This window comes from Pirellulales bacterium (assembly GCA_019694435.1).
Taxonomy (GTDB): domain Bacteria; phylum Planctomycetota; class Planctomycetia; order Pirellulales; family JAEUIK01; genus JAIBBZ01.
This window is the reverse complement of record JAIBBZ010000005.1, coordinates 39,799-64,531: the sequence shown is the minus strand read 5'-3', so window position 1 is coordinate 64,531 and position 24,733 is coordinate 39,799. Positions and strand designations below refer to the sequence as shown.

20 protein-coding genes and 1 tRNA gene are annotated in these 24,733 nt (G+C 61.9%); 10 read left to right on the top strand and 11 right to left on the bottom strand.

Translation table 11 applies throughout. The features are described from left to right. Nucleotides 1–224: 224 nt before the first annotated feature. Nucleotides 225–1,808: a sigma-54 dependent transcriptional regulator gene (locus K1X74_06445; protein MBX7165971.1), complete on the bottom strand. Its 1,584-nt coding sequence runs from the start codon at nucleotides 1,806–1,808 to the stop codon at nucleotides 225–227. Nucleotides 1,809–2,247: 439 nt separating this feature from the next. On the opposite strand from K1X74_06445, the gene K1X74_06440 reads away from it, so the two are divergent. The 8 genes from K1X74_06440 (at nucleotide 2,248) to K1X74_06405 (ending at nucleotide 8,656) form a co-directional block, all read left to right on the top strand. Continuing rightward, nucleotides 2,248–3,303 carry a sulfate ABC transporter substrate-binding protein gene (locus K1X74_06440; GenBank protein ID MBX7165970.1) on the top strand — a complete coding sequence of 352 codons (1,056 nt, stop codon included), beginning with the start codon at nucleotides 2,248–2,250 and terminating at the stop codon, nucleotides 3,301–3,303. Nucleotides 3,304–3,343: 40 nt separating this feature from the next. After that, a complete protein-coding gene (locus tag K1X74_06435; protein MBX7165969.1) occupies nucleotides 3,344–3,625 on the top strand; it encodes a hypothetical protein in 282 nt (93 codons plus the stop codon). A 46-nt stretch (nucleotides 3,626–3,671) separates the two neighbouring features. Then, the gene (gene cysT / locus K1X74_06430) at nucleotides 3,672–4,487 is read left to right on the top strand and encodes a sulfate ABC transporter permease subunit CysT (protein ID MBX7165968.1); all 816 of its coding nucleotides are present in this window, start codon (nucleotides 3,672–3,674) and stop codon (nucleotides 4,485–4,487) included. Beyond that, complete coding sequence (gene cysW / locus K1X74_06425) at nucleotides 4,477–5,382, top strand: sulfate ABC transporter permease subunit CysW (GenBank protein MBX7165967.1); 906 nt, start codon at nucleotides 4,477–4,479, stop codon at nucleotides 5,380–5,382. The genes cysT and cysW overlap by 11 nt, the downstream gene beginning before the upstream one ends. Continuing rightward, entirely contained in the window at nucleotides 5,379–6,455 is a 1,077-nt protein-coding gene (locus K1X74_06420) for a sulfate ABC transporter ATP-binding protein (GenBank protein ID MBX7165966.1), read from the top strand. The genes cysW and K1X74_06420 overlap by 4 nt, the downstream gene beginning before the upstream one ends. 20 nt (nucleotides 6,456–6,475) lie before the next feature. Next, nucleotides 6,476–6,676, top strand: a complete 201-nt coding sequence (locus tag K1X74_06415) for a YezD family protein (GenBank protein ID MBX7165965.1) — start codon at nucleotides 6,476–6,478, stop codon at nucleotides 6,674–6,676. Nucleotides 6,677–7,080: 404 nt separating this feature from the next. Then, nucleotides 7,081–7,599, top strand: coding sequence for a hypothetical protein (locus K1X74_06410; GenBank protein ID MBX7165964.1), 519 nt, complete (start codon nucleotides 7,081–7,083; stop codon nucleotides 7,597–7,599). A gap of 70 nt (nucleotides 7,600–7,669) precedes the next feature. Next, entirely contained in the window at nucleotides 7,670–8,656 is a 987-nt protein-coding gene (locus tag K1X74_06405) for a DUF1559 domain-containing protein (protein MBX7165963.1), read from the top strand. A gap of 139 nt (nucleotides 8,657–8,795) precedes the next feature. On the opposite strand, the gene K1X74_06400 is transcribed toward K1X74_06405, so the two are convergent. Continuing rightward, a tRNA-Arg gene (locus tag K1X74_06400) sits at nucleotides 8,796–8,863 on the bottom strand. Nucleotides 8,864–9,707: 844 nt separating this feature from the next. Between K1X74_06400 and K1X74_06395 the strand changes: the two genes are divergently transcribed. Further along, nucleotides 9,708–10,013 carry a hypothetical protein gene (locus K1X74_06395; protein ID MBX7165962.1) on the top strand — a complete coding sequence of 102 codons (306 nt, stop codon included), beginning with the start codon at nucleotides 9,708–9,710 and terminating at the stop codon, nucleotides 10,011–10,013. Nucleotides 10,014–10,550: 537 nt separating this feature from the next. Here the strand turns inward: K1X74_06395 and K1X74_06390 are convergent. From K1X74_06390 to K1X74_06355, 8 genes are all read right to left on the bottom strand, one after another. Next, nucleotides 10,551–11,915 (bottom strand): TolC family protein, encoded by a 1,365-nt coding sequence (locus K1X74_06390; protein ID MBX7165961.1) that lies wholly within the window; start codon nucleotides 11,913–11,915, stop codon nucleotides 10,551–10,553. A gap of 54 nt (nucleotides 11,916–11,969) precedes the next feature. Continuing rightward, complete coding sequence (locus K1X74_06385; GenBank protein ID MBX7165960.1) at nucleotides 11,970–14,156, bottom strand: cation-translocating P-type ATPase; 2,187 nt, start codon at nucleotides 14,154–14,156, stop codon at nucleotides 11,970–11,972. A 240-nt stretch (nucleotides 14,157–14,396) separates the two neighbouring features. After that, a complete protein-coding gene (locus tag K1X74_06380; protein MBX7165959.1) occupies nucleotides 14,397–14,984 on the bottom strand; it encodes an ABC transporter ATP-binding protein in 588 nt (195 codons plus the stop codon). Nucleotides 14,985–15,093: 109 nt separating this feature from the next. Then, nucleotides 15,094–16,314 carry an ABC transporter permease gene (locus K1X74_06375; GenBank protein ID MBX7165958.1) on the bottom strand — a complete coding sequence of 407 codons (1,221 nt, stop codon included), beginning with the start codon at nucleotides 16,312–16,314 and terminating at the stop codon, nucleotides 15,094–15,096. A gap of 36 nt (nucleotides 16,315–16,350) precedes the next feature. Then, nucleotides 16,351–17,112 carry a hypothetical protein gene (locus K1X74_06370; GenBank protein MBX7165957.1) on the bottom strand — a complete coding sequence of 254 codons (762 nt, stop codon included), beginning with the start codon at nucleotides 17,110–17,112 and terminating at the stop codon, nucleotides 16,351–16,353. Nucleotides 17,113–17,165: 53 nt separating this feature from the next. Continuing rightward, nucleotides 17,166–17,567, bottom strand: a complete 402-nt coding sequence (locus K1X74_06365; protein MBX7165956.1) for an RND transporter — start codon at nucleotides 17,565–17,567, stop codon at nucleotides 17,166–17,168. 19 nt (nucleotides 17,568–17,586) lie between these two features. After that, nucleotides 17,587–20,712, bottom strand: coding sequence for a CusA/CzcA family heavy metal efflux RND transporter (locus K1X74_06360; protein MBX7165955.1), 3,126 nt, complete (start codon nucleotides 20,710–20,712; stop codon nucleotides 17,587–17,589). Nucleotides 20,713–20,738: 26 nt separating this feature from the next. Continuing rightward, entirely contained in the window at nucleotides 20,739–21,857 is a 1,119-nt protein-coding gene (locus K1X74_06355) for an efflux RND transporter periplasmic adaptor subunit (GenBank protein ID MBX7165954.1), read from the bottom strand. Nucleotides 21,858–23,640: 1,783 nt separating this feature from the next. Here K1X74_06355 and K1X74_06350 point away from each other — a divergent pair. Beyond that, the gene (locus K1X74_06350; GenBank protein ID MBX7165953.1) at nucleotides 23,641–23,979 is read left to right on the top strand and encodes a hypothetical protein; all 339 of its coding nucleotides are present in this window, start codon (nucleotides 23,641–23,643) and stop codon (nucleotides 23,977–23,979) included. A gap of 137 nt (nucleotides 23,980–24,116) precedes the next feature. Here K1X74_06350 and K1X74_06345 read toward each other — a convergent pair whose 3' ends face one another. Then, nucleotides 24,117–24,725: a hypothetical protein gene (locus tag K1X74_06345; protein MBX7165952.1), complete on the bottom strand. Its 609-nt coding sequence runs from the start codon at nucleotides 24,723–24,725 to the stop codon at nucleotides 24,117–24,119. Nucleotides 24,726–24,733 lie beyond the last annotated feature (8 nt).

Sequence of the window (24,733 nt, the reverse complement as noted above, 5' to 3'; positions counted from 1 at the left end):
AGATTGCGAAAACCTAAGCCGCGATTTGCACGTGGTCAAAAACCGCTCACCACCGCCGCGGGGGCAGCTACCGGATTTGGCGCGCATGGCGCCTTTGCGGGCCGACTGGTTCGCGTGCGCATGGCGCTCTGCAGTTGCTGATGACAGGGCGCGTGTTTAGAGCCGGCCTCTTGCGGCGCGCAGCGCGGCTTGCCGCTCAGGGTGAGCAACCGGCCCGGGGCGACCTACGAATGCCGTAGCGACGACCGGTGCTTGGCCCAGTCGATCTTAAGTTTGCGCATGCGGGCACGCAGTGTATGAGGGTTGATGCCCAACAGTTTCGCCGCCCCGGCTGGCCCTTCGATGCGGCCGCCCGTTTTGGCCAGGGCAGCCTCGATGTGACGCGCCATGGCCTCGTCGAGCGTCGGAAATGTCTCGGAGGACGCGCTGGCCACCCGCGCCGCGGCGTCGAGGAAAATGCTGCCGTCAGGGCGACTGGGTACGGCGGCAGGCGCGTTGCCTAGCGCCTTGGCGATTTCGAGTCGATGCCCTTCACCCAAGATGGCCGCACGCTCGATCACCGCCGCCAGCTCGCGAACATTGCCTGGCCAGTTATAGGTCACCAACTGATTCAGGTCGGCCGTCGAAGGCAGGCAAGGCGGGAAGCCCAATTTGCGGGCGGACTTGAGCGCGAAATGTGCGGCCATCTCGGGGATGTCCTCGAGTCGGTCGCGCAGCGGGGGCAAATGAATCGGGAAGACGGCCAGGCGGTACCAGAGGTCCTGGCGAAAAGCGCCATCCGTCACCATCGCCTCGAGGTGGCGGTGAGTCGCGGCTACGATGCGGACGTCGACGTGCATCGCCTGCTCGCCACCGACACGCTCGAAGGAACCATCTTGCAGGACCCTCAGCAGCCGCACCTGGACGGCCGGCGGCAGCTCGCCGCATTCGTCGAGGAACAAGGTGCCGCCGTCGGCGCGTTCGAACCAGCCTTTGCGCAATCCGCTGGCGCCGGTAAAGCTGCCGCGCTCGTGGCCGAACAGCTCGCTGTCGACCAGCTCCGGGGGAATGGCGCCGCAGTTAACTCGTAAGAAGGGACCATCGGCGCGGCGCGACCGCTGGTGAATCGCCCGGGCCACAACCTCTTTGCCCGACCCGGTTTCGCCCAAGATCAGCACAGGCACATCGGTCCGCGCGACCTGCTCGATACGTTCCATGACGGGGCGCAAGCCCGACTCGGCGCCGACGATGGCTTCGTTGAGGTCGGTGCGGCCGAGGCGTGCGAGCAAGGCCTGTCGATCGGCCTCAGCAGCTTCGCGATCGCGGCGCAGCTCGCGAATCCGTCGTTCGTTCGCCAGCCAGATCGAAAACGGCTCGAGGAGCAGCGCGACCAGGTCGCTGTGGCGCTTGCTGAATTTGCGCGGCGCCGTGGCAACACACACGAGCACTCCGAGCGCTCCCGAGGCGTCGTTCAAGGGACCAGCAAGCACGTCGCCGCGCAAGCCGCCGGCCAGGAGCGTCGCCAGCGTGTCCGCACCTTCGGCGCCCGAGTGCAGCACTTCGCCGCGTTGGCACCAATCAAGCAGCCCTTCCAGTTGCGCGGGTGCGAGCAAGTCGGCCGAACGCTCAGGCACCGCGTGCCGGCTGGCCAGTCCCGTGACGACGGTTTCGAGAATCGAGCGTTCGACGTCGAGCCGGCGCACCGCAAGCACGTCGAGCGGCAATTGGCGAAACAACTCGGGCGCGGCAATCGTCACCGCCTCGCCCGATTCGGCGTGCCGCGACGCCTCGCGCCAGACGTCTAAGAGCAGGTTGGCGAACCGGTCCATCGCAGACGGTAACCCGTGATTAGTAATGGAACCGTGATATTATATTGAACCAGCCCGTAATTGAACACGGAAAATCCGTTAAATGTGCTGGTCTCGGACGCATGGGGCAGGCTTCACGGGCGTTTTTCCGAGTTTTCAGCGGGTCGGTCCGATTGGCACGCCTGTTGCGATGAGTCGCCCGCATGATCGCTTCTGGCGCTCCAGCTCAGATGAATGAACCTGCCGCGAGCAGAACGGCCGAGGGCTCGGGCCGCGCGCGGGACGGTCTCTGCAGTTGGCGATGTTGCGAGGCGGTCGCGCGGTAAGGAAGCCGCCCTCGACCGCCTGACATGACCGACTTCCTGCCGCTCGATTCTCCATCGTCGTCGCATCGCGCTGAGATGCGCGACGCCTCCCATTCCCAAACTGCCACTCCCCGTTTGCCCGGAAGGAAACCGCGATGCGATTCACGTCGAATGCCGCCGTCCACCTCGCTGCTTGCCTGGCCATCGTGGCGTTGTCGTTGACAGGCTGTAACAACAGCGCCGCCGGGAATTCCGGCGCCAGCGCACCCGCCAGATCGGGCAAGTCGTTCGAGTTGCTCAACGTCTCGTACGATCCGACGCGTGAGCTGTGGAAACAGCTCAATGAGCAATTCATTGCTCAATACAAGCAGCAGACTGGCCACGACGTGACCATCAAGCAATCGCACGGCGGCTCGTCGAGCCAGGCCCGGGCGGTGATCGATGGCCTCGAGGCCGACGTCGTGACGCTGGCGATGGTGACCGACACCGAGGCCGTGCAAAAGTCCGGGCTGATTGCCGCCGACTGGAGCACGCGTCTGCCCAACGGCTCGCTGCCCTACAGTTCGACGATTGTGTTCGTCGTCCGCAAGGACAACCCCAAGGGAGTCAAGGACTGGAACGACCTGATCAAGCCCGACGTCCAGGTGATCACGCCCAACCCAAAGACCTCGGGCAACGGAAAGCTGAGCTTCCTGGGCGCCTGGGGCTCGGTCCGCCTGCGCGGCGGCTCGGACGAAGACGCCTTGAAACTCGTCACCGAGCTGTACAAGCACGTGCCGGTCCTCGATTCGGGTGCCCGGGCCGCGACGACGACCTTCGCCCAGAAGAACATCGGCGACGTGCATCTGACCTGGGAAAACGAGGCTCATCTCGAGGTCCACGAATCGAACGGTGCGTTGGAGATCGTCTATCCGCCGATCAGCATTCTGGCCGAGCCGCGCGTGGCCTGGGTCGACAAGAATGTCGAGCACAAAGGCACCGCGGAAGTCGCCAAGGCTTACCTCGAATTCCTCTACACGGAGGACGCCCAGCGCACGATCGGCCGCAATTTCTACCGCCCCTCGAAGGCGGAGATCCTGGCCGAGTTTCGCGAGCAGTTCCCCACGCTGCAGATGTTCTCGATCAAGGAGCTGGCCAGCGATTGGGCCGAGGCCGACAAGCGATTCTTCGCCGAAGGCGCCGTGTTCGACAGCATCTATACGAAGCCATAACCACCCGCATTTGCCGCCCACCATGCAAGGACATATCCCCATGATCGCTACCGCCAAACCTAATACAGAACGCTACGAAGACCTGATCGCCGAGCTGACGATCGCCGCTTACGACGTCACGCTCAAGTATCACACCGGCAAGGCGTCGCTGTTCGAAAGCGAAGACAGCTTCATCGACGCCGAGCTGGCGCTCTGGGCGGCCCTGCGCCGCGTGTTGGACAACTGGATGTTCAGCGAGCCTGCCGCGGCGGCGTCGAACAAGCGTCAACCGGTCGTGACCTCACTGGGGGTGAGCTTTGCCCGCCCGGGCACGGCCGCCTGATTGAAACGAAGTTCGAACGGACTTCCACCACGAAACCCCTACTGCCATGAAACGCTTGGTCCTCCCCGGATTCCGCCTCAGCCTGAGCTACACGGTGCTCTACCTGGCCGTGCTCGTGCTGATCCCGTTGGCGGCGTGCCTGCTGAGAGCAGCGTCGCTCACCTGGGACCAGTTCGTCGCGGCGGTGTGGACCCAGCGTGCCCAGGCGGCCTACGCCTTCACGCTCGGAGCCGCACTCACGGCCGGGCTGATCAGCGTGGCGCTCGGGCTGCTCGTGGCCTGGGTGCTGGTGCGCTACGAGTTCCCGCTCAAGCGGATCGTCGATTCGCTGGTCGACCTGCCGTTCGCCCTGCCGACGGCCGTGGCCGGCCTCGTCTATTCGAGCCTGTACGTGCAGAACGGTTGGCTGGGCCAGTACCTGGTGCCGCTCGGCATCCACGGGGCCTATTCACGGCTGGCGGTCGTGCTCGTGCTGGTCTTTCTCGGCTTCCCGTTCGTCGTGCGCACGGTGCAACCGGTGCTCGCCGCGCTCGAAGCCGACGTGGAAGAAGCCGCGCACCTGCTCGGCGCCAACCGGCGGCAGACGTTTTCACGGGTCATCTTCCCGGCGATTCTGCCGGCGTCGATCACCGGCTTTGCCTTGGCCTTTGCCCGGGCGCTCGGCGAGTACGGCTCGGTGGTGTTCGTCTCGGGCAACATGCCGTTCAAGACCGAGATCGCGCCGGTGCTGATCGTGGCACGGCTCGAAGAGTTTGCCTATCGCGAGGCCACGGCCATCGCGGTCGTGCTGCTGGCGATGTCGTTCGCGATGTTGCTGGCCATCAACGCCCTCCAGCGCTGGAGCTTGCGCCATGCTGCCTGATTCCGCGATCGTCGCGGCGCCGGCCCCGCGTCTGCAGCCGCGTCAAGATCCGCTGATCGTGCGTGTGATCCTAATCGGTCTCACGCTGGGAGTGATCGGCTTGCTGGTCGTGGTGCCGATCGTCCAGGTGTTCTACCAGGCCTTGCGGCCAGGCTGGGCCGCCTACTGGCAGGCGCTTACGGCCGATGCCGACACGCGGCACGCCATCGGGCTGACCCTCACGGTGGCGCCCGTCGCCGTGTTCGCCAACGTCGTGTTCGGCGTCGCGGCCGCCTGGCTGCTGGCCCGGTTTCGATTTCCGGGACGGACCCTGCTGGTGTCGCTGATCGACCTGCCATTCTCGGTCTCGCCCGTCGTGGCCGGACTGATGCTCGTGCTGCTGTTCGGCTTACAGGGCTATCTCGGGCCGTGGCTGCGCGAACACGATGTGAAGGTGATCTTCGCCGTGCCGGGACTGATTCTCGCCACCTCGTTCGTCACGTTGCCGTTCGTGGCCCGCGAGCTGCTGCCGGTGATGGAGGCGATCGGCGCCGAAGAGGAAGTGGCCGCGGTCAGCCTGGGGGCGCGCGGCTGGCAGGTCTTCTGGCGGGTCACGCTGCCCAACGTCAAGTGGGGCCTGCTCTACGGCGTGATCCTCTGCAATGCCCGCGCGATGGGCGAGTTCGGCGCAGTGTATGTCGTCTCCGGTCACATTGCCGGTCAGACCGACACGATGCCGCTGCGCGTCGAAAAACTGTTTCAGGAATATCACACGCCGGCGTCCTTTGCCGTCGCGTCGGTGTTGACCTCGCTGGCCCTGGTGACGTTGTTCATCAAGGTCGCGCTGGAACGCAAGACGCGGTCGGACGTGGCCGCCGCACAGTCCATGAGGTCCTCTGAGGAGACAACTCCATGAGCATCTCGGTGCAAAACGTCGGCAAACGCTTCGGCGAGTTTGCCGCGCTCGATCGCGTCTCGCTCGAAGTGCCGCAGGGATCGCTGGTCGCGCTCCTGGGCCCGTCGGGCTCGGGCAAGACCACGCTGCTGCGCATCATCGCCGGCCTGGAAGAGCCCGACAGCGGCAGCGTCCACTACCAGGGCGCCGATGTGACCAACCTGCGGGCCCGCGAGCGCAACGTGGGCTTCGTATTTCAGCATTACGCCCTGTTTCGACACATGACGGTGTTCGAGAACATTGCGTTTGGCTTGCGAGTGCGTCATGTGGCCCGAGCCGAGGTCCGCCGCCGCGTCGACGAGCTGCTGCAATTGGTGCGGCTCGACGGATTGGACAAGCGCTATCCGGCGCAGCTTTCCGGCGGTCAACGGCAGCGCGTGGCCTTGGCTCGGGCCCTGGCCATCCAGCCCCGGGTGTTGCTGCTCGACGAACCTTTCGGCGCGCTCGATGCCAAGGTTCGTCAAGAGCTGCGAACCTGGCTGCGGCGGCTGCACGACGAGATTCATATGACCAGCGTGTTCGTGACCCACGACCAGGACGAGGCCTTCGAGGTCGCCGACAAAGTCGTCGTCATGAACCACGGCCGCGTTGAGCAGGCCGGCTCGCCCACCGAGGTGTTCGATCACCCGGCGAACCCGTTCGTGATGGACTTCCTGGGCAACGTGAACGTGTTCCACGGCCGCGTGGCCGAGGGGCAAGCCGTGATGGGCGGCATGGTGCTCGACTTCCCCGACTATCCGCACGCCGAGCCGCGGGCGGCGCACGTCTACGTGCGGCCGCACGAGCTCGACATCGAGCGCGAGCGCAATGGCCGCCCTGGCCTGCCGGCCGCGATCGAGCGAATCACGCCGGCGGGCAGCGTCACGCGAGTCCGCCTGCGCAGCCAGGAATTCGGCTTTGGAATCCACGTCGACATGCCGCCCGACCGGTTTGCCGAGCTGGCGTTGCGCGACGGCGAGCAGGTGTTCGTCGTGCCGCGGCGCGTGCGTGTTTTCGTCCCACAGGCCGAACAGACGCCGGAGTACGTGATTTGAGCCATTCAGGAGCGTCCGTCATGAACTCACTCGATCCACTGCAATCTGTGAACCCGGCCCCTGCCCGGCGGCGCGATGCACTGACCGAAGAAGCCCTCGGCTATCTGGTCGAGGCGCTGGCCGGCCTGCGCTTTGGCGATATCCGCCTGACCGTGCAGGACGGCGTGGTCGTACAAATCGAACGCACCGAGCGTCGCCGCCCTCAGCGACCGAGTCGCTGACCAGGTACGAATCGCGCACCCGAACACTGCCGAACCGTTGGCCTCGAAGCCACAATCCGTCCTTCCTACTGTTGACCTGCACCGCTGACCGGACTCACCGGAGGCACGCGAACGACTCACGAGGAGTCACGCATGCCTGCCGAAACCCGGTCGTCTGAATGGGCCCGTCCTGCAACGACGTCGCGCGCCGTCGCCGTGCAGCGATTGAGCCCGCGCGCTACGGGCGATCTTGGCCTGAACTCTTGCGCGCCCGCGGTCCCCGATTTCACCGACGGCACTGCGTGTACCAGGTCGCAGCCGCCGCTTGGGGTCGAGCGCGCTGCGCGCCCGGAACCGTACTGATCTGTCCCAGCCATGCGCGGGATCGGCCCGCGTCCCCATCAGAATATGAAGGAGTTGGATCGATGTCTGCCCCACATAAACCCTCCACGCACGGCGCCCGGAGGCGCAACTCTTGGGTCCCGGTCGCTGCATTGCTCGCCGTCGGCATCGCCGGCTGCAGTCGTTCGGCGCCGCAGCTCCCGGTCGTGCAGGTCTCGGGCAAAGTCAGCGTCGACGGCGAAAAACCCGAGGGTGCGCAAGTCACGCTGCATCCTTTGAGCGGTCCGGCTGCCGACGCTCAAGTGCGGCCCCTGGGCAAGGTCAACTCCGACGGCACTTTTCGCCTGACCACATACAAGTCGGGCGACGGCGCTCCGAGCGGCGAGTATGCCGTGACCGTGCAATGGCAAGTGCTGGAGTACCCCGACGGCGAAGATGCCGACCCGAAACTCGGGCCGAATCTCGTCGACGAAGAATACGCCAATCCGCAACAGACGCCGCTCAGGGTAACCGTGGCCGCAGGCGCCGGCGAACTCGCCCCGATCGAAGTACCGCGTCAACTCGCCTCCGCTCGGCGCTCCAATCGCAGCTACGAGGAATAACCGTTTGGCTGCGTTCATTTCACCGTTTTTTCGCTTTCATCGCCTGCTTTTTTTGAGAAGGAACCGTCCCATGCCCGTTTCCAGGAAAACGCCGAAGCCCGGCTTCACGCTGGTGGAGCTGCTGGTCGTGATGGCCATCATCGCGATCTTGATTGCCTTGCTCTTGCCCGCCGTGCAGCAGGCTCGCGAATCGGCCCGCCGTTCGTCGTGCACGAACAACTTGAAGAACATCGGCCTGGCCGCGCACAACTTCCACGACTCGAAGGGCTATCTCCCGGCCAGCACGCGCCCGCCTGGCCTGACCTCGCTGCCGCGCATCAGCGGAATGACGTTCATGCTCCCCTATATCGAGCAACAGAACGTCTACGACGTTTACGACCAGACGCTGAACTGGAATCACGACGACAACCGCGCCGCCGTGCGAATCCGCATGCCCATTCTGCAATGCCCCTCGGCGCCCAAGCCTGAGCGGCTCGATGGCCTGCCGGAAGCCGACCCGTGGGAAGCGAACATCTCGGTGTGCCTCGACTACTCGCCGACCATCGGCGTCGACAGACGGATGAAAGAAGCCGGGTTGATCGACGTCTACGGCACGGGCATGATTCCGAAGAACATCAAGTCGACGTTTGCCGACGTCATCGATGGCCTGTCGAACACGATCATGTACACGGAATCGGCCGGTCGCCCCTATCTCTACCGCGACGGTAAGCTCGTCGACGAGGACCTGACGAAATATCGCGTCAACGGCGGCGGCTGGCCGCGCCCGGCGAGCGATTTCAGCATCGACGGCTCGTCGAGCGATGGCACCACGTTCCCCGGACCGTGCGTCGTGAACTGCACCAACGGCGAAGATTTCGGGCAGACCGACTTCCCGCATCCGTTCTACGGCACCGAGGGTTCCGGCGAGGTTTATGCCTTTCATCCCAGCGGCGCCAACGCGGCTTTTGGCGACGGCTCGGTGCGGTTCATCCAGGAAAGCGTCGACACGCGCGTCTTTACCGCGATGGTGACCCGCGACAAGGGCGAAGTCCCCCAAGGGACGCCGGCGCCGCAGTAATGCGGCAACCGGCAACCGCCGTGCGTGGCCTCGCCACCACATTTCATGCGGCGGCACTACCAGGCCCGGCGTGGCACGAGTCGACCGCAAATCGACGGACCCACGCCGGGCACCGCCGCTAAATCCGGGCGAGCGTCACTGCGCCTGGCAGGATTCGAACCTGCGACCTGCGGTTTAGGAAACCGCTGCTCGTCGAACCCAAGCAGCATACAACAAAAAGAGTTACGTCGCGACGACGATTATGGTTGCAGTCAGGGTTGCAGGACTGAGTGGCGTGAGGTGTCACCCGGCGTCATTCCGACGTCTGCAGTCGAACTAATCACAATAGCGAGAATCTGGTCGCATCTGACCGACGCCGTAAGGACTGCAATTCTCACATTGGCCCGCGCTTCGGCGGAACCGGGGGCGGGCAGCTAGCTCGCGTTGCGGGGCTCGAACCCATGCATTGTGCCTTTTTCCAGAATCTTGACCGCTAGCAGCGATTAATACACTGGAAGAAGGACCTTCTCCTTTTCGAGCGGCTTTGGCCGCGGGAGAAGTCCGATGTCAGCATTTTGGAATCGGCGCTGGGATTCGCAAGCGGATCGTGCATGCACTGGTGATGGCTCGGGACCGAGGCCGATCGAGCCGGCGCAGCCAGGCGGTGAACCGTCCGCCGAGGTAGATGGCGATCAACAGGCAACCGACGAAGTCGGGGGCTCGGAGTTGGATTCGCCCGAGGAACCCTGGAACGACGAAGACACGTCGGTCGTCAACGGGAATCACCCCGAAGCATTTCCGGCCGAGGATCTTCGGTCAGATGATGACTGGGAGCAGCCGGCACCCACCCCGGCGCCATGGGCCGGTACAAGTGCGCGGGACTTCTCCTCAGGTACGAGTCGTCCCTTGGGCTGGAACGGCCGGCCCCGAGGGCGCTCGCTGGTCAAGCCGGACGAAGTCCGGCAGGCCTTCTCGCCGCACAAGCGATTGCTGATTCCCGATACCTGGCAACGCAGTGGACTTCCGGCGGGAGGCTTGCCCGCTCCTGGGGCTGTCGAAGCACACGTTAAATTTGTGGAGGAAGCGCTTCGGCGAACAGGGGCCGGCCGGGCTGGCCGGGCCACCTCAGGGCGCGAAGACCCGCAGCAAGCTGTTGGAGTTGACCAAGCGCACGATCGTGATGCTCAAACAGGCGCACGCCGAGTGGGGCTGCCAGCGGATCCCCGATGAACTGGTGCGCGGCCCCGCACTGGCGGCAAGCCCGGGTGCGGTCGCCCGGGCACTGCACTTTGCCGGTTATCAACTCGAGGAACAGGTGACACGTCCGCATCCCGACAAGGTGCGGTGCTTCGAACGCGCCCGCCCCAATCAGCTGTAGCAGACCGACCTGTTTACGTTCGTGCTCAAGCGCCAGAACCGGCGACTGCACGTGGTCGGCTTCTTGGACAACCACAGTCGGTTCGTGGTTGGCTATGGCCTGCATACCACGGCCAGTAGTGCCATGGTACTGGAAGTGCAGGGCGCCTGCCCGACGGCAGGCGGCGGTCATCTTGGAGGTACTGGCAGGCGTTCGGCGTCCGAGCGAAGCTGCGCACGTGCTGGGGACCAGCTTGCCGTGGTATTATCAGTTGGAGCGGCGGGCGCTTGTCAGACTGCTGCGAGCCTGTGAACCGGCCCCGCTGATCGTGCTGTGGTTCGGTGCAGGACGGACATCGCAGTTACCGCCCTCTCAACCGCCCGTGGTACTCGACCTAGGCCGAACCCTCGTTCGCCGACATGCTGAGCACTGTGCGGCGTTCGAGCCTTCGCGAACAGGTTTCGTCATCGGGACTCGGCGGCCAGGAAGTCCTCGAACTCCTGGAAAACACGGCCGCCCTGGCGGCATAAAGTGCGAAACTCCAACTAAGTTCTGCTGCTAGGTTCGTTCAAGGCTACCTGAAAGCAGAAGCCCTTCGAGCTCGGCTTCGCTGGTGCGAAGCGTGCGGAGCGATTCCAGGTACGCCAGATTGGCTTGGAAGAACGTCCGCTGCGCCGTCAAGAAGACAATGTAGTCGAACTCACCTTGCTTGATGGCCAATTGGACCATGTCGAGAGCCTCCTTAGCGTTTGGCAAGATGTCTTTGTCGTAGGTCTCGACTTGGTGTTTGGCATTGGCATATCGCTGAAAGACGATCGCCAGGCGTTGTTGCAAGTCAAGCTGGATTCGCGAGACATCGCTTTGTGCTGCGGCAAGTTCCCCCTGCGCCGCGCGTACTCCCCCCTGATTGCGGTTGAGGATTGGCAATGGTATGCCGGCCTGGAGATTGGCGATGTCGTAGCCGCTGGAATTGTCATGTTGCACGCCGGCTTGGACGTCAAGATTGGGGATCTTCTCCACACTTGCGCGAGCAAGGGCCTGCCTGGCTCTAACCACCCGTGCACCGGCCGCTGCCAGCTCGGGACTTGACGTGAGAAGCCGTTGCATCACGCCGTCAAACGTGAACTCCTGTTGCATTGCCTTCAAATCAGCTTCGACGGGCGTCAGTGCCAATTCTGGCATGCCAACCACAGCCGTCAGGCGACGCCACGCGGCTTGGAGATCGTTGTGCGCGTTCTGCGTGACGATCTTTGCCGAGTTGGCCTCGACTTGTGCCTGCAGCAGCTCGTACCGGCTTGCCTGCTGGCCTCGAACGAGCGCATCGGTCGAATAGACGGCACGGTCACCGATGTAGAGCAGCTCTTGTGCGATCTGGACGCGTCTTTGGGCGATCACCACATCGACACAGGCCATGCGCGTGTCGGTGATGACGCGTAATCGCTGAGCCTCGAATTGTCTTTGAGCCTCGGCGACCTCAGCGTCAATCACAGTACGGTTCAGCCGCAACTTACCCCCAGTGACAAATTCCTGGCCGAAGTAGCCGCCTACCTGGCCGGCAGTTCCGTTATTGCCCATCTCGGAACCTGAGAATCCTGCTGTGGGATTCGGCGGCAGGCCGACTTGGACCCAACGACCTCGTGCCGCTTCTACTGTTGCGGCTGAACGAGCCAACGAAGGGTTGCGTTGCAACGCCAGCGCAACCAGCTCCTCAGGTGTGAATTTCCCAACAGGCTGGACGACGGGCTTGCCGACTGGCACGGGTTCGGGTATCCCACCTTGCGCCTGCGCATTGGGCGAGGGCAGCGTGGTCCGCTGGTCGGGTGGCATGATGAACCCTGGTCGCTTGCCTGACTCTTGAGCTGGCAAGCGCGAGCTGAGTACACCCAGCAGTGCGATCGCGATGGTCTTTTTGAGCACTTCCATGGCTCATCTCTCGCATTGAAAATCGTGGGCTGACTGCCGTTGAGTCAGCATTGGTTACATATATTGCGCTTCGGTGGCTACCGCTTGTCCCGGACCAACACCGTTGAGTAATCGCAATCCGTTGAAAATGACGACCAGTGACGCCCCTGTGTCTGCGGCGATCGCTGACCACAGCGATGCCATGCCCAGGAGTGTCAACACCATGAACACCGCCTTCACCGCCAGTGATCCAAAAATGTTCTGCCGGATCACACGCAACGTGCGCCGGGAATGATCGATCAACCAAGGGACAGCCCGCAGATCGTCACCCATGAGCGCTATATCGGCCGTCTCAAGTGCCGCATCGCTACCTGCAGCTCCCATGGCGATGCCGACTGTCGCCCGCGCTAGGGCCGGCGCGTCGTTGACGCCGTCGCCGATCATGGCCACATGCTGAAAGTCGCTGACCAGCTTTTCCACCGCGATGACTTTGTCGTCGGGCAGAAGTTCGGCTCGCACCTCGTCCACGCCAGCTTTCTGGCCGATCACCTCGCCTGTTCCGCGATTGTCGCCGGTAAGCATGACAATGCGTTCAATCCCAGAGCGGCGCAACTCGACAATCGCTTCGCGGCTCTCTGGACGAATCTGGTCTGCCAAGGCGATCAAGCCGCAAACATGATCGTCTTTGCCGATCACGATGACGCTGGCACCCTCCTGTTCAAGCTCCAGCAACCGACTGTGCATCTCGGGCGTTTCTTGACCTCGTTCTTCGAGCAAGCGGTGCGATCCCACCCACACCACACCATGTGAAACGCTCGCGGTCGCACCCTTTCCTTGAACCGCTTGGAAGTTGACCGCGGGCAACGGCTTGATTCCCTTCGCCGCCGCCGCTCTCAGCACAGCATTGGCAAGTGGATGCTCGGAACGAGTCTCGACGGCCGCGGCGATCGCCAAAACTTCCTCTTCCGAATGGCCCGACATTCCAATCACATCGCGAACCTCGGGACGCCCGACTGTCAGTGTGCCGGTTTTGTCGAGGGCGATTGCCCGCAGGTGCGCCGGAGCCTCCATCGCCGGTCCGCCCTTGACGAGCACGCCTTGGCGGGCCGAGGCGGTCAGGGCTGCGACGATGCTAACCGGCGTAGAGATGACGAGTGCGCAGGGACAAGCGATCACCAACAGCACAAGCCCCTCGTAGAACCAGCGCGACCAGGCACCGTCAAACAGTAGTGGCGGCGCCAGCATGATTAGAATTGCGAAGGCCATCACCGCCGGAGTGTAGTACCGGGCAAAGCGCTCGACCCATTGTTCGCTGGGTGAACGCTTGCTCTGGGCGTCGCCCACCATCCGGATAATTCGGGCGAGTGTGGTGTCTCCAGCAGGCTTAGACGTTACGAATTCGACAGCCCCCTCTTGATTGATGGTGCCGGAATAAACATCACTGCCGGGCGATTTTGCGACCGGCACCGATTCGCCGGTAATGGGAGCCTGGTTGACGGTCGTCTCGCCCTTGCTGAGCTTGCCATCCAAGGGGAATTGTTCGCCAGGCAGGACAACCACCGTACTGCCGACGGCTACTTGCGAGGTGTCAACCATGGTCTCGCTGCCGTCGGGCAGCATAATCCGTGCTTGCGTCGGACTCAGCGACATCAGCGCCGCGATCGCCCGCCGCGCCCTTCCGACGCTCCACGCCTCTAAGCTCAACGACAGGGCGAAGAGAAACGCGACCGTGGCCGCCTCCAGGTATTCTTGGATGACGATTGCCCCCAGCACGGCGACCATCATCAGCAGATTCATGTCAGGTCGCAGGCGAGCCAGCGACCGCCATGCCTTGGGCGCAACGAACCAAGAGCCCGCTACGATCGCCGCGACATAGAGCAGTCGTGCCACCCAAGGCACGGCCACGGTTTCGTCAGCGCCTACCACCGCTTGCCAACCCGTGCGAATTGCTTGCACCGAGGCGCCTGCCATGAGCAACGCTCCGCTCGTGGACATCAGCACGGTTCTGAGCGTGCGCTCTTGCGATTCGGCCCCAGGCCGGACGTCCTGCCATGGCTCAGCCTTCAGTCCTGCTCGACCGACCGCTAGTATGAGCTGCTGCGGAGTGACCTGTGCGGGAGAGAACGTCACGGTCATCTTGCCATTGAGTACCTCGAATCCAAGCTTCTCGATTCCCGGCATAGGCGCAAGCTCAGCCTTGAGCGCCGCGACTTCTTCGGCGCAATCCATGCCGTGGATTCTGAGTTCGATCTGCTCTGACATATTCGGCTCAGGCCGCGCGACGCGGCCGTCGTCCCTTCTTACGCTCGATCCCAAATTCATCCGCTATCAAAACGAGAGTCTGCACGGAAACGGACCACGGCGCAACGTCACGAGCTCCTCGAATACCGTGCTCCCGAACTAACTTGGCCAGCAGGGCCCGCCGATCCGGGCCATAAGTCGGAGGGCGTCCGCGCCGGGGCTTTTGCATGGCCATATCTCCTGTCGCTTTCACGAAATGACCTAGGCCGCATTCCTCCTCGGCGCCTGCGAGTCGGCGACAATCGCACCGTCCGCCAGCGTGATCGTTCGGCTAGCTCGCTGGGCCGCGGCGACGTCGTGGGTCACCATGACGAGCGTCCGCCCGTCGCGATGCAGTTCGTCGAAGAAATCCAGCACACACCCACGACTGTGCGGGTCGAGGTTGCCTGTCGGCTCGTCCGCCAGAATCACGGCCGGCTGATTGGCCACCGTGCGGGCAAGTGCCACACGCTGTTGCTGCCCAACACTCAGTTCGCTCGGTTTGTGGTGCAGTCGGTCACCTAAGCCGACTCGCTGCAAGAGGCTCGTTGCCAGCTCTCGCTGCTCGTCTCTGGCCATTCCCGCGAGATAGAGCGGCAACTGCGCGTTCTCCAGGGCGGTCAGATATGGCACCAAATTGAACTGCTGAAACACAAATCCAATGGACCGCTGGCGGAGCTTGGCGCGGTCAGCAGGCGACAAATCGTAGACAGAGGTGTCGTGCAGCATGATCTGACCACCGCACGGTGAGAGCATTCCGCCAAGTATCGACAGCAGCGTGGTCTTGCCGCTGCCGCTCGGTCCAATCATGGCCACGTACTCACCCCTAGCAATCTGGAGAGACTCCAATCGGAGTGCGGTGACTTTGTGGCCGCGACGTTCATAGGTCTTAAGGACATCAGTAAGGACAATCACGGCGTTAGACCTCCCGGAGGCAGAGACAGGGATCGAGATGAGCGGCCCGCCGGGCCGGCCAGTAGGCGGCAACGACAGTCAATGCGACAGCCGCGCCAACAGCAATCAAGATAAGACTAAACAACGGCTGAATCGTGACGCCGGCCCATTGAGGGCCCAGCACCAGCGCCACCGTCATTCCGCTGAGTCCCCCGAGGAGCGATCCCGCTAAGGCAATCCAGACGGCCTTGAGCAAGAACATCTGCGAAACTAGCCGCGGTGACGCGCCCAGAGCGATCAACGTCCCAATCTCACGACGTCGTTCCCGGGCATTGGCGGCAATCGTGCCGGCGACGCTTGCACCGGCGACGAGCGCAAACACGACCAACACAAAGAGCGACAACCGCCCCAAGAGTCGGTTGACCCCGACCTGCGTCTCGACCACTTGCGAAACGGTGACGATCTTAGCCTCGGGCAGCAGCTTTCTTAGCTCCGGGACCAGGTCGCCGGCGGCGTCTTCGCAGCAGCCCATCACTTCGATGGCACTGACCACTTCGCCGGTGTTGGCCAGGCGCTGTATGGTGTGCAGATGGGCAAACAATCGTCCGTCGTCAACGGTCCCTGTTGCAGGCAACAGGGCGACGACGTGAAAGGATTTGCCCAACAACGTGAGCGAATCGCCTGGCTCGACTTGCAACAGTTCCGCGGCATCGCGGCCGGCGACGACGTCGAATTCGCCCAGCTTGTCGATCGACCGCTGTGTGGCCAAGGCTTCGGGACCAGCATGTTGCGACTTAGGGGCACAGTTCGCGCGTTGGCAGCCCTTGGGCTGCTTGCTGAACATCGAGGCCGTTTGCCAGGCCGCTTTGGCCTCAAACTCGGCCTGCGGCAGGATGCCGGTGAGCGTAATCTGGCAGTCGCTGATCGTCACAGGTACGGTCAGCTTCGGAGACAGTCGCTCAACGCCGGTCAGGCCGGAGAGCAGAATCTGCGACGCAAACTCCTCGGGTAACGTGCCCGAGGTCTGATCGGCCGCGTAGTAGTTTTGCAGCATCGAGTCTTTCGGCAATATCAGGACGTTGGCTCCCAGTTCCGAGAGCTGTTTGCCGATCTCCCGCTCCGAAAAGTACGTGATATGCCGAAGGGCGACGATTGCAGCCACGCCCAGCACGATAGCCGTCGCACTCGTGAGGAGTGCAGTCGGCCGTTCGCGCATTTCTTTCCAGACTAGAGTTCTGAGATTCATTGTGTCATCCTTGACATTCGGTGCTATGAATCGCGCTTATTTGTTGTGTTTGCAGTTAGGATCGTCACAACACTTGCCGGCCTTGTGCAGGGCGGCCGCTAGCTGCTCCTTCGTGGTCGTGTTGGCAAACTGCCCCACCAGCATTCCCGGCGGTGCGAGCATGACGATTACGTCCCCGGTCTTGGCAGGCTCAATCTTCATTTGAGCAAGGAACCGCGCCTCAGCCTGGTCGTTGGCATCAAGCAAAATGACGGCCGAGCGATCGGCGTAGAACGCATCCTTCTGGAAGTCGCTCGCACACTGCGGCACGGCGGGCTCGGCCGTCCTATGTACGCACACCAGCACGATCTTTCCCTCCTGCATCGACTTCATGCAGCGGGTCATCACCGGTGTGACGAGAGCATCGACAACCAACTCGGGCGTCAGCTTCGTATTGAAGATGCCCGTGATCGCGCCGTTGGGGGCAACGGCTAGAGTCATCGGCATTGGAGTCCTTTCCAGGCCAAACTTCTTGACCAGCGCCTGCTCCTCAGGCGAAGTCACCTGCGAATATGTGATGACGGCCTCGTTCTCATGACCGGCGAGCCCTTGCTGGACCGTTTTGGTCATCGCTTTGGACGTAGCGTCATACTGCTTGTAGAAGACGACGTAAGTGAATTTGTTGTCTTTGGCGGAACTCGCAAGGACTGCCTCGGCGCGCTGGGCAGGTTCGGCCGCATGGCAGCGACCTGCAACCTGAACCCAAGCGCAGAAGGCCAACAGCATAGTCAACGAGCCATTGCTGACGAAGCGCTTCATCGTATCGACTCCATTCGATGTTGACGGTTGATGCTCAAATCTTGCCGACGAGGCTAGGACTTTTTCTCTTCATGTTCGTGATCGTGCTCGTCTCCGCCTTCGAGCTTCGGCTTAGGCGGCTTCTTACCGTACTTGGCTTCATACTGAGCGGCGAACTGGGTTTCCTTCTCAGGATGGCAGATAAAGCATTGCGAGTCAGGTCGGTCGTGCTCCTTGCACCAATCCCCTTTCGCCTTGAGATCGTTGGCAACTTCGATGCTGCACTGGGCGCAGATCTCCTCAGGTACGCCGTGCTCGTCGCACCACCATTCGCCATGAACGTGGCCGTCCGCCTCGGACGTTTTACCGGCCGGGGCGCCGGTCGGCGCTTGGGTCGAATCCGTCTTGTTGCAGCCGACAGAAACGCCTGTGGCACCACAGGCAACGAGCAAAGCCAACCAATAGTTTTTAGACATCAGGAACACTCCGATGGGATCAGGGGGAACCAGCTTCGACGAACTGCCACTGCTCCTCGGCTCGATGGCGCTCTTGGCGCCGCTCGAAAGGAGAAGCGAAGAGGATATAGAGGACGCGCAGCACCAGGAGCGACATGATCATGGCGCCGATGACGCCACCAATCACGACCGTGGCCAAGGGGCGCTGCACTTCGGCACCCATGCCGGTGCTGAACGCCATGGGCAAGAAGCCCAGGCTGGCAACCAGCGTGGTCATCAAGACCGGGCGCAGTCGCGTGACGGCGGCCTCGGTCACAGCGGCATCTAGCGGCACGCCCTTGCTGCGCAGCTTTCGCACATACGACACGAGGATCATGTCGTCCAGCACGGCCACGCCCGAAAGCGCGATGAAACCGATTGCGGCGGATATTGAAAATGGCATATCGCGCATCCACAGCGCGAAGATGCCGCCGACCCAGCCGAAGGGCACCCCTGTAAACACGCGCAAGGCGTCAACGACGCTCTGATACGTCAAGTACAATAATGTGAAAATCAACACACCGGCCACAGGCACGACGATCATCAACCGCGTTCTGGCCCGCTCCAGATGTTCGAACTGGCCGCCAAATTCGTAGAAGTATCGCCCAGGCGGCAGCTTGAGCTGCCCGCGTAGTTCGCGCTGTGCGTCGGCTACGAAACTGCCGATATCGCGATTGCGCACATTCGCCGAGACGGTGATCCGCCTCTGGCCCGCCTCGCGCGTGATCGTTGACGGGCCTTGAACGACGCGAATCTCGGCCAATCGCTCAAGTGGCAGCCGCTCGCCGCTGGGCGTTGTGATGAGAATCGACCGCACACCGTCCACTCCGTCGACCAGGCTCTCCGGCAAACGGGCCACAAGCGGAAAGCGGAGTTGTCCTTCGATCACATCGCCGATCGGCTTGCCGCTGATCGCCTCGATCACGTCGGTGACAGTTTTGGCAGGCGCGCCATAGCGGGCCAATTCATCCTGTTTGAGCTTGATTTGCAGCACGGGCTGGCCCGTGAGCTGCTCGGACCTGACGTCGGCGCTGCCGGGAATCTGGCGGAGGATGCGCTCGATCTCCATCGCCTTGGCCCCCAGCACGTCGAGGTCGTCACCGTAGAGCTTCACCGCTAAGTCAGAGCGTACGCCCGAGGTCATTTCGTTCATGCGCATCTCAATGGGCTGCAGAAACGCTAGCCGCTGGCCGGGCATTCCGCGCAGCCGTTCCTCGATCAGCGTCGTCAGGTCGGCCTGTGTCTTGGCCTTTGTCCACTGGCCGCGAGGCTTGAGCGTGATGAACATGTCGGTGAGCTCGGTCCCCATCGGATCGGTCGCTATTTCGGCAGTCCCGACGCGGCTCCAGACGTGCGCGACCTCGTCGGGGAACGAGCCGAGGATGGCCTGTTCCATCTTCGTGTTGTAGTTCACCGTATCCGCCAGGTCCGTCCCGGTCAGACGAATTACGTTGATGACGATCGCCCCTTCGGAAAGCCGGGGCACGAACTCGGTCCCCAGATTGGGAGCAATCATGCCGAACGCGATGACCAGCACGCAGGCGGCGAATCCAATGATTGTGGCCTTGTGGTTCATCGAGAACCGCAAGATCGGGTTATGGATGGCATGCGCAATCCGCATCAACAACGGCTGTCGCTCGCTGACACGCTTCGGTAGGAGCAGGCTTGCCAGGACCGGCATCAACGTGAGCGAAAGGATCATCGATCCGATCAAGGCAAAGATGACGGTCAACGCCATTGGCCTGAAAAGTTTCCCCTCGACCCCTTCAAGTGTGAGGATCGGCAGGTAGACGATCATGATGATCAGCTCACCGAACATCGTCGGCTTGCGGACCTCGATCGCCGCTTCGCGGATCACGTCGATCTTCGATCGCCGGCCATCAGATTCAGACAAGCGGCGGACGCAGTTCTCTACCATCACGACCGAGCTGTCGACGATCATGCCAAAATCGATCGCGCCGAGGCTCAATAAGCTAGCCGCGATGCTGAACCGCAGCATGCCCGAAAAAGCAAACAACATTGACAGCGGTATCGCGAGCGCCACGATGAGCGCCGCTCGCAGATTGCCCAAGAAGGCGAAAAGGACCGCAACGACGAGTAGCCCCCCTTCGAACAGATTGTTTTTGACTGTATCGATGACGTGCTCGACGAGCTCAGTCCGGTCGTAAACCGGCTGGACTTTGACGTTCGGCGGCAGCACTGTCTTGATCTGGTCGAGCCGGTTCTTCATGGCCCACGTCACCTCATGAGTGTTTTCGCCCATGAGCATGAAGCCCAGCCCCATGACGACTTCGCCGCGGCCGTCGGCCGTGACGGCGCCTCGGCGGACTTCGGAGCCGATCTTGACGTCAGCAACGTCGCTCACCCGAACCGGAACTCCGTGGACGGCCGTGACAACAATCGAGGCGATCTGCTGTGCGCTCGTGGTCCGGCCGAGCCCTTGGACTAGTAGCGACTGCGAGCCCTCCCGAATGCTCCCGGCGCCGACGTTACGATTGTTCTCCTGCACGGCCCGAACGACGTCGTCGAAAGTGAGCCCGAACTTGATCAACCGGGATAGGTCGATCCGCACCTGGTATTGCTTCTGGAAGCCGCCCCAGCTGTTGACTTCGGCCGTACCTTTGACGGTTTGCATTTTCGGCTTGACGACCCAGTCGTGGATCGTGCGCAGTTCCGTCACGTCGTTGCCGGTCCCCGTGACGACGTAATGGAACACTTCGCCCAGGCCGGTCGAGACCGGCCCCGGCTTGGGGCGGCCAATGCCCTCGGCGAGCTCGACCGTCGCCAGCCGCTCGTTGATGAGCTGGCGGACGAAGTAGATGTCCATGCCGTCTTCGAAGGTAACGACAACCTGGGAAAAGCCGAACTTGGAGACGGAACGGACGTTCTCCAGTCCGGGAAGACTGCCCAGGGCCCGTTCGATCGGGAACGTGATCTGCTGTTCGACCTCTTCGGGCCCGAGCGACGAGGCAACCGTGTTGATCTGGACCTGGACAGGGGTCGTATCGGGGAACGCGTCGATGTCGAGATGGCGGAGCGACACAGCGCCGACGAAGGCGCTGACCAGGACGGCACCAATCACCGCCAAGCGATGCCGCAACGAGATGTCGATGATCCAATTCAGCACGATCGCGCTCCGGCAGCGAACTGTGTTTACTTTTCTTTCTTGGGCGCGCACGCTTCGCAGCACCCTGCACCCAGATTCGCCTTAAGCAGCTGGGCTTCGAGCACGACGCTGTTGCGTGTCGCAATCACTTCGCCCGGCAGCAAACCGGCAATGATCTCCGTCGTGCCCGCCTCCTTCACGCCCAGGCGGACTTTGCGAACGTGGAAGAACTTCGGCGCGTTGGGCTCGAAGTAATCCTTGTCACGCACGAAAACGACGTGGCAACAGCCATCCCAATGGACAGCGTCGTCCGGCACCACGATCGCCGTCGCTTCGTCGCGGAGCACGATTCGGCCAACGCCAAAGGTGTTCGACCTCAGATTGCGATCGGCGTTGGGGATCTCGGCTCTTACTTCGACGGTCCGAGTTTGCTCGTCCGTCTCGGTACTGACCCACCGCACCTGGCCTTTCAGCTCTCCCGCGGAAACGGTCGTTTGGAAAAGCACGCTCTGACCCGGCCGGACGTACTGCGCGTCTTCCTGCCGGACATGCAGGATCAGCCACATCTGGCTGTCATCGGCAACCGTGAACAACTGCGTCGTCGTGTCGATTACTTCGCCAGCGACAACTTCGCGCTCGACGACAGTGCCCGCGATTGGAGAACGCACGGGAAACAAGTTCGACGTCGTCACGCTCGCGCTGATGCGATCCACGGCGTCATCCGGCAGACCCAGGAACTGAATGCGGCGACGGATTTCTGCGGTGTCAGCGTCGCCGAATCCAGGAACATCAACCGGCAAGCCATAGTTGGCCAGAACCTGCTCGGCAGCCTGAAGGTTGATTTCGGACTGCTGCAACTCGGCTTCAGCTTCGCGGAATTTGCCGACAGGGATGATTTGCTGATCGGCAAGCGGCCGCAGGCGATTGATGGTGGCATGCTTCAAGCGGCTCTCCGAGATCGCACGCAGCAATTCTGATTTGGCTCGACCAACATCAGCGGCTTCAACGAGTGCTAGGAGTTCACCCGCGGCAACCCGATCACCGACTTGTTTCTCGACTTGCCATGCCGTACCTGCTACGCGGCTGGAGAGATGAGCCACGCGCGACTGGTCGTAAACGACTTCGCCGTTTGTGCTAATCGCCTCGACGAGCGGCGCCTCTTGCACGACTGCCACTTCAATCCCCAATTGGTCGATGACCTCCGGCGACTCGAATTGAATCCGTCGCTTGTGCGAACCACAACGGCTGTTGTTCTCAGCGCGCGGCTTCGTTGCCAGGGCTCGTGCGGCACGCTCACGCATGGCGTCGGTCGGCTTGACAGGCGAGCTGCTCTGTGCCAGGTCCGCATGTTCGAGCGGGCAATTGGCGATGCCATGGACCTTGCACCAGCCGTGGTCGGCCGCGGCTGACCACAGGTCCGGCTTACACTCGATGCAAGATGCCTCGGGCACGTTATGGTCCTCGCACCAGGGCGTGACAGCCTGCTCAGTCTCGCCGATCAGAGCCGAGAACTTCGGAAGCTTCCAGCCGGTGGAATGCCCCCATGCCGCGACACCGGCTAGTGCCGCGACAACGCCCAGGGTGGGCAGCGTATGCCTTGCGCGCTGTCGCCATCCGCGTCCTGCACTCGACGAGCGGGGCTTCAAATCCGCCGGCTCCGCCGGAGACGCAATGGTTGATCTGGGAATGCTCGCAGACATGGAAGAACTCCGCGCCAACAAACGCGCACGACAATGGAATCGAAGACCAATGGGAATGGTGCCGAGCGCAACAACTCGCCCGCGTCACCAGAGTGGTAGGATGAGCGAAGAGTCGCTCAGCCAATCAAATCAGAAGGATTTGATGAAGAAGATGGAGGCGCAATGGCGGATGTGGGATAGAGCCATCTGTCGCGCGGTCAATCGGCATCGCGGACAATGCCGAATGCGAGAAATCCAGCGTCAGCACAACGTCGAGCGTTGAAACGTGCTGATCGACATCGATTTGGGGTGCCGAGCTCGTAACGTAGACGCAGGCACCTTGACACTGATGTGCATCGTTTCGCGTGGGAGCCGACGGCCCATCACTCTGGACTGGCTGTCTGCAATGCTTGCAGCAACCCGTCGAGGCGACCGAATCGGTCTGCGACGCAGAGAAGGCGCGCGGACCGTGACAGCACCAACCAAAAATGGACAGCGCCAGCATCCAGACCGCCAGCAGATTTGCCGCAAGTGCATTCATCGTGGAGACCGTCAAAGCCTATCGTACTATCTCTCTCATCGACACCGGCGTCAACGGAGCTTACGGAAAAGCCGGGAAAACCCCATCATTCTGCAAAGCAAGCTGACAATACGCTTGGCGCAATGCCGGGCGTGCGCTCAAGTTCCGCGAGATTCGGGCTCGGCTCTCTAACGATCTGCTGCACCCAATGACTTGGGATTGGTCGGCGGGTATCTCGAAGCCAGCTTCGGCAACCAGGCGGAGATCTGCGGTCAGTCGTTCTGCTTCATTCGCATGGTAGAAGACTTTCTCCACGTGTGAGTATCTGAGCCAATCCTTATCATGCGCCGATGGCAGCCCTTTGTAGAGCCAGATTCTACTTCGATTGGGACGCAACGCCCATTTGCTTGCCAAAAGCCAGCCGCTATCATCGACCAGCTCGCAGTATAGAACGATCAAGTCCGGCGAGGAGGATTGGCGTTCGTCTTTTGCCGATTTCGCACTCTTCGCCTTCCGCACTGCGAATCCGGCATCCGCCAGCGTACGCTCCACGGCCAAAGCGAAATATCGCGATGGTCTACGATCAAGACGGACAACGCTCGGCGCGATTGACCAGCTTTCTGACTGATTACGGGCAACATGATCGGATCTTTCTGAATTGCAGATTCCGTGAGTTACCTACAGCGATTGCACCCCGAATCTCGGCAACCAGAAACGCCGGGATTGTCCAGCCGGTAGCCGGCCGGCAATATGTCTCGCGCCTGCTCTTCATTTGACACGGGCACTACCGCAGGCTCGACCGCAGCAGACGGCATCATCACGGCCTCGTTCGTCGCAGGCGCATTTGATGCCAAGCTGGTGGTCGGTACTGGGTACGCGCTTAGCGTGGGGCTCGCCGGACTGCCTCCGCTGCTCGGATACTCCGGTGAGGAAGCGGGTGTTGGTCCGACGGTGCTGACAGACGAACTTTCCCGGTTACGTCCCGAAGCGCACCCAACGCATGCCATCAACATGGTTAGCGACAGCAAGATCAGGGCAGGCCTTGAAGAGTATGCATACAGCGACATTGTAGACCTTCCTATTTCATGAAGACCCAATCGACGTGATCGCGAAACGGCATCGCATCCGCGAAACTCGTGTCCGTCCGCACACGAACAAAACGGTAAGCCATTTTGGTAGAGCCAGGCAATTCACCATCGTCGTCGGGTGATTATCTGATCCGACGCTTAGTTCGGATCTGCCGCGGCATGTGGCGACGGAAGCTGGTTCGATTCAAAGGTTGACAGTTGGGCAATCGCAGCATCAATTTGAGGGCCAATTGTGTCATAGCCTGTGGTTTCATCGCGGTCCAAAGCGTCGTGCAGAGCATCGAGCTGCGTGTCGAGTTCTTTGGCGAGCAAATTGATGTCCTTCCAATGTGTCTTCGGCACACCGCTATCGCGGGCGATCGAGGTGAGCTTACCAGCCAGAACTACAAGCTCGTCTACAGGTGCGTGGGCCTTATGCACGTCACCCAACTTGATCGCAGCTTGAAGGCTTTCGTTGCAGGTCTTGAGCCGAGCGACTGCCGCCGGAAATTCGGCCGGCATTAAAATCTCGGCCTCGGTTAAGTGAGCGTGCTCATGGTCAGTGTCGTCATGGTCATCATGCGCCGCACCGTCTTTGCTGTGATCGTGTCCATCGCCCTCAAAATGCTCACCCTCGTGTTCGTGGCCGTCCCCTTCGTGATGTTCTTCAGCCGGAGTTCCAGTATCGGACTTCGAGCATCCGGCGAATCCACCGATGGCCAAGGCGAGAACGATCAAGGAACCAAACCATAAAATGTGGGTACTCATCAAAATGA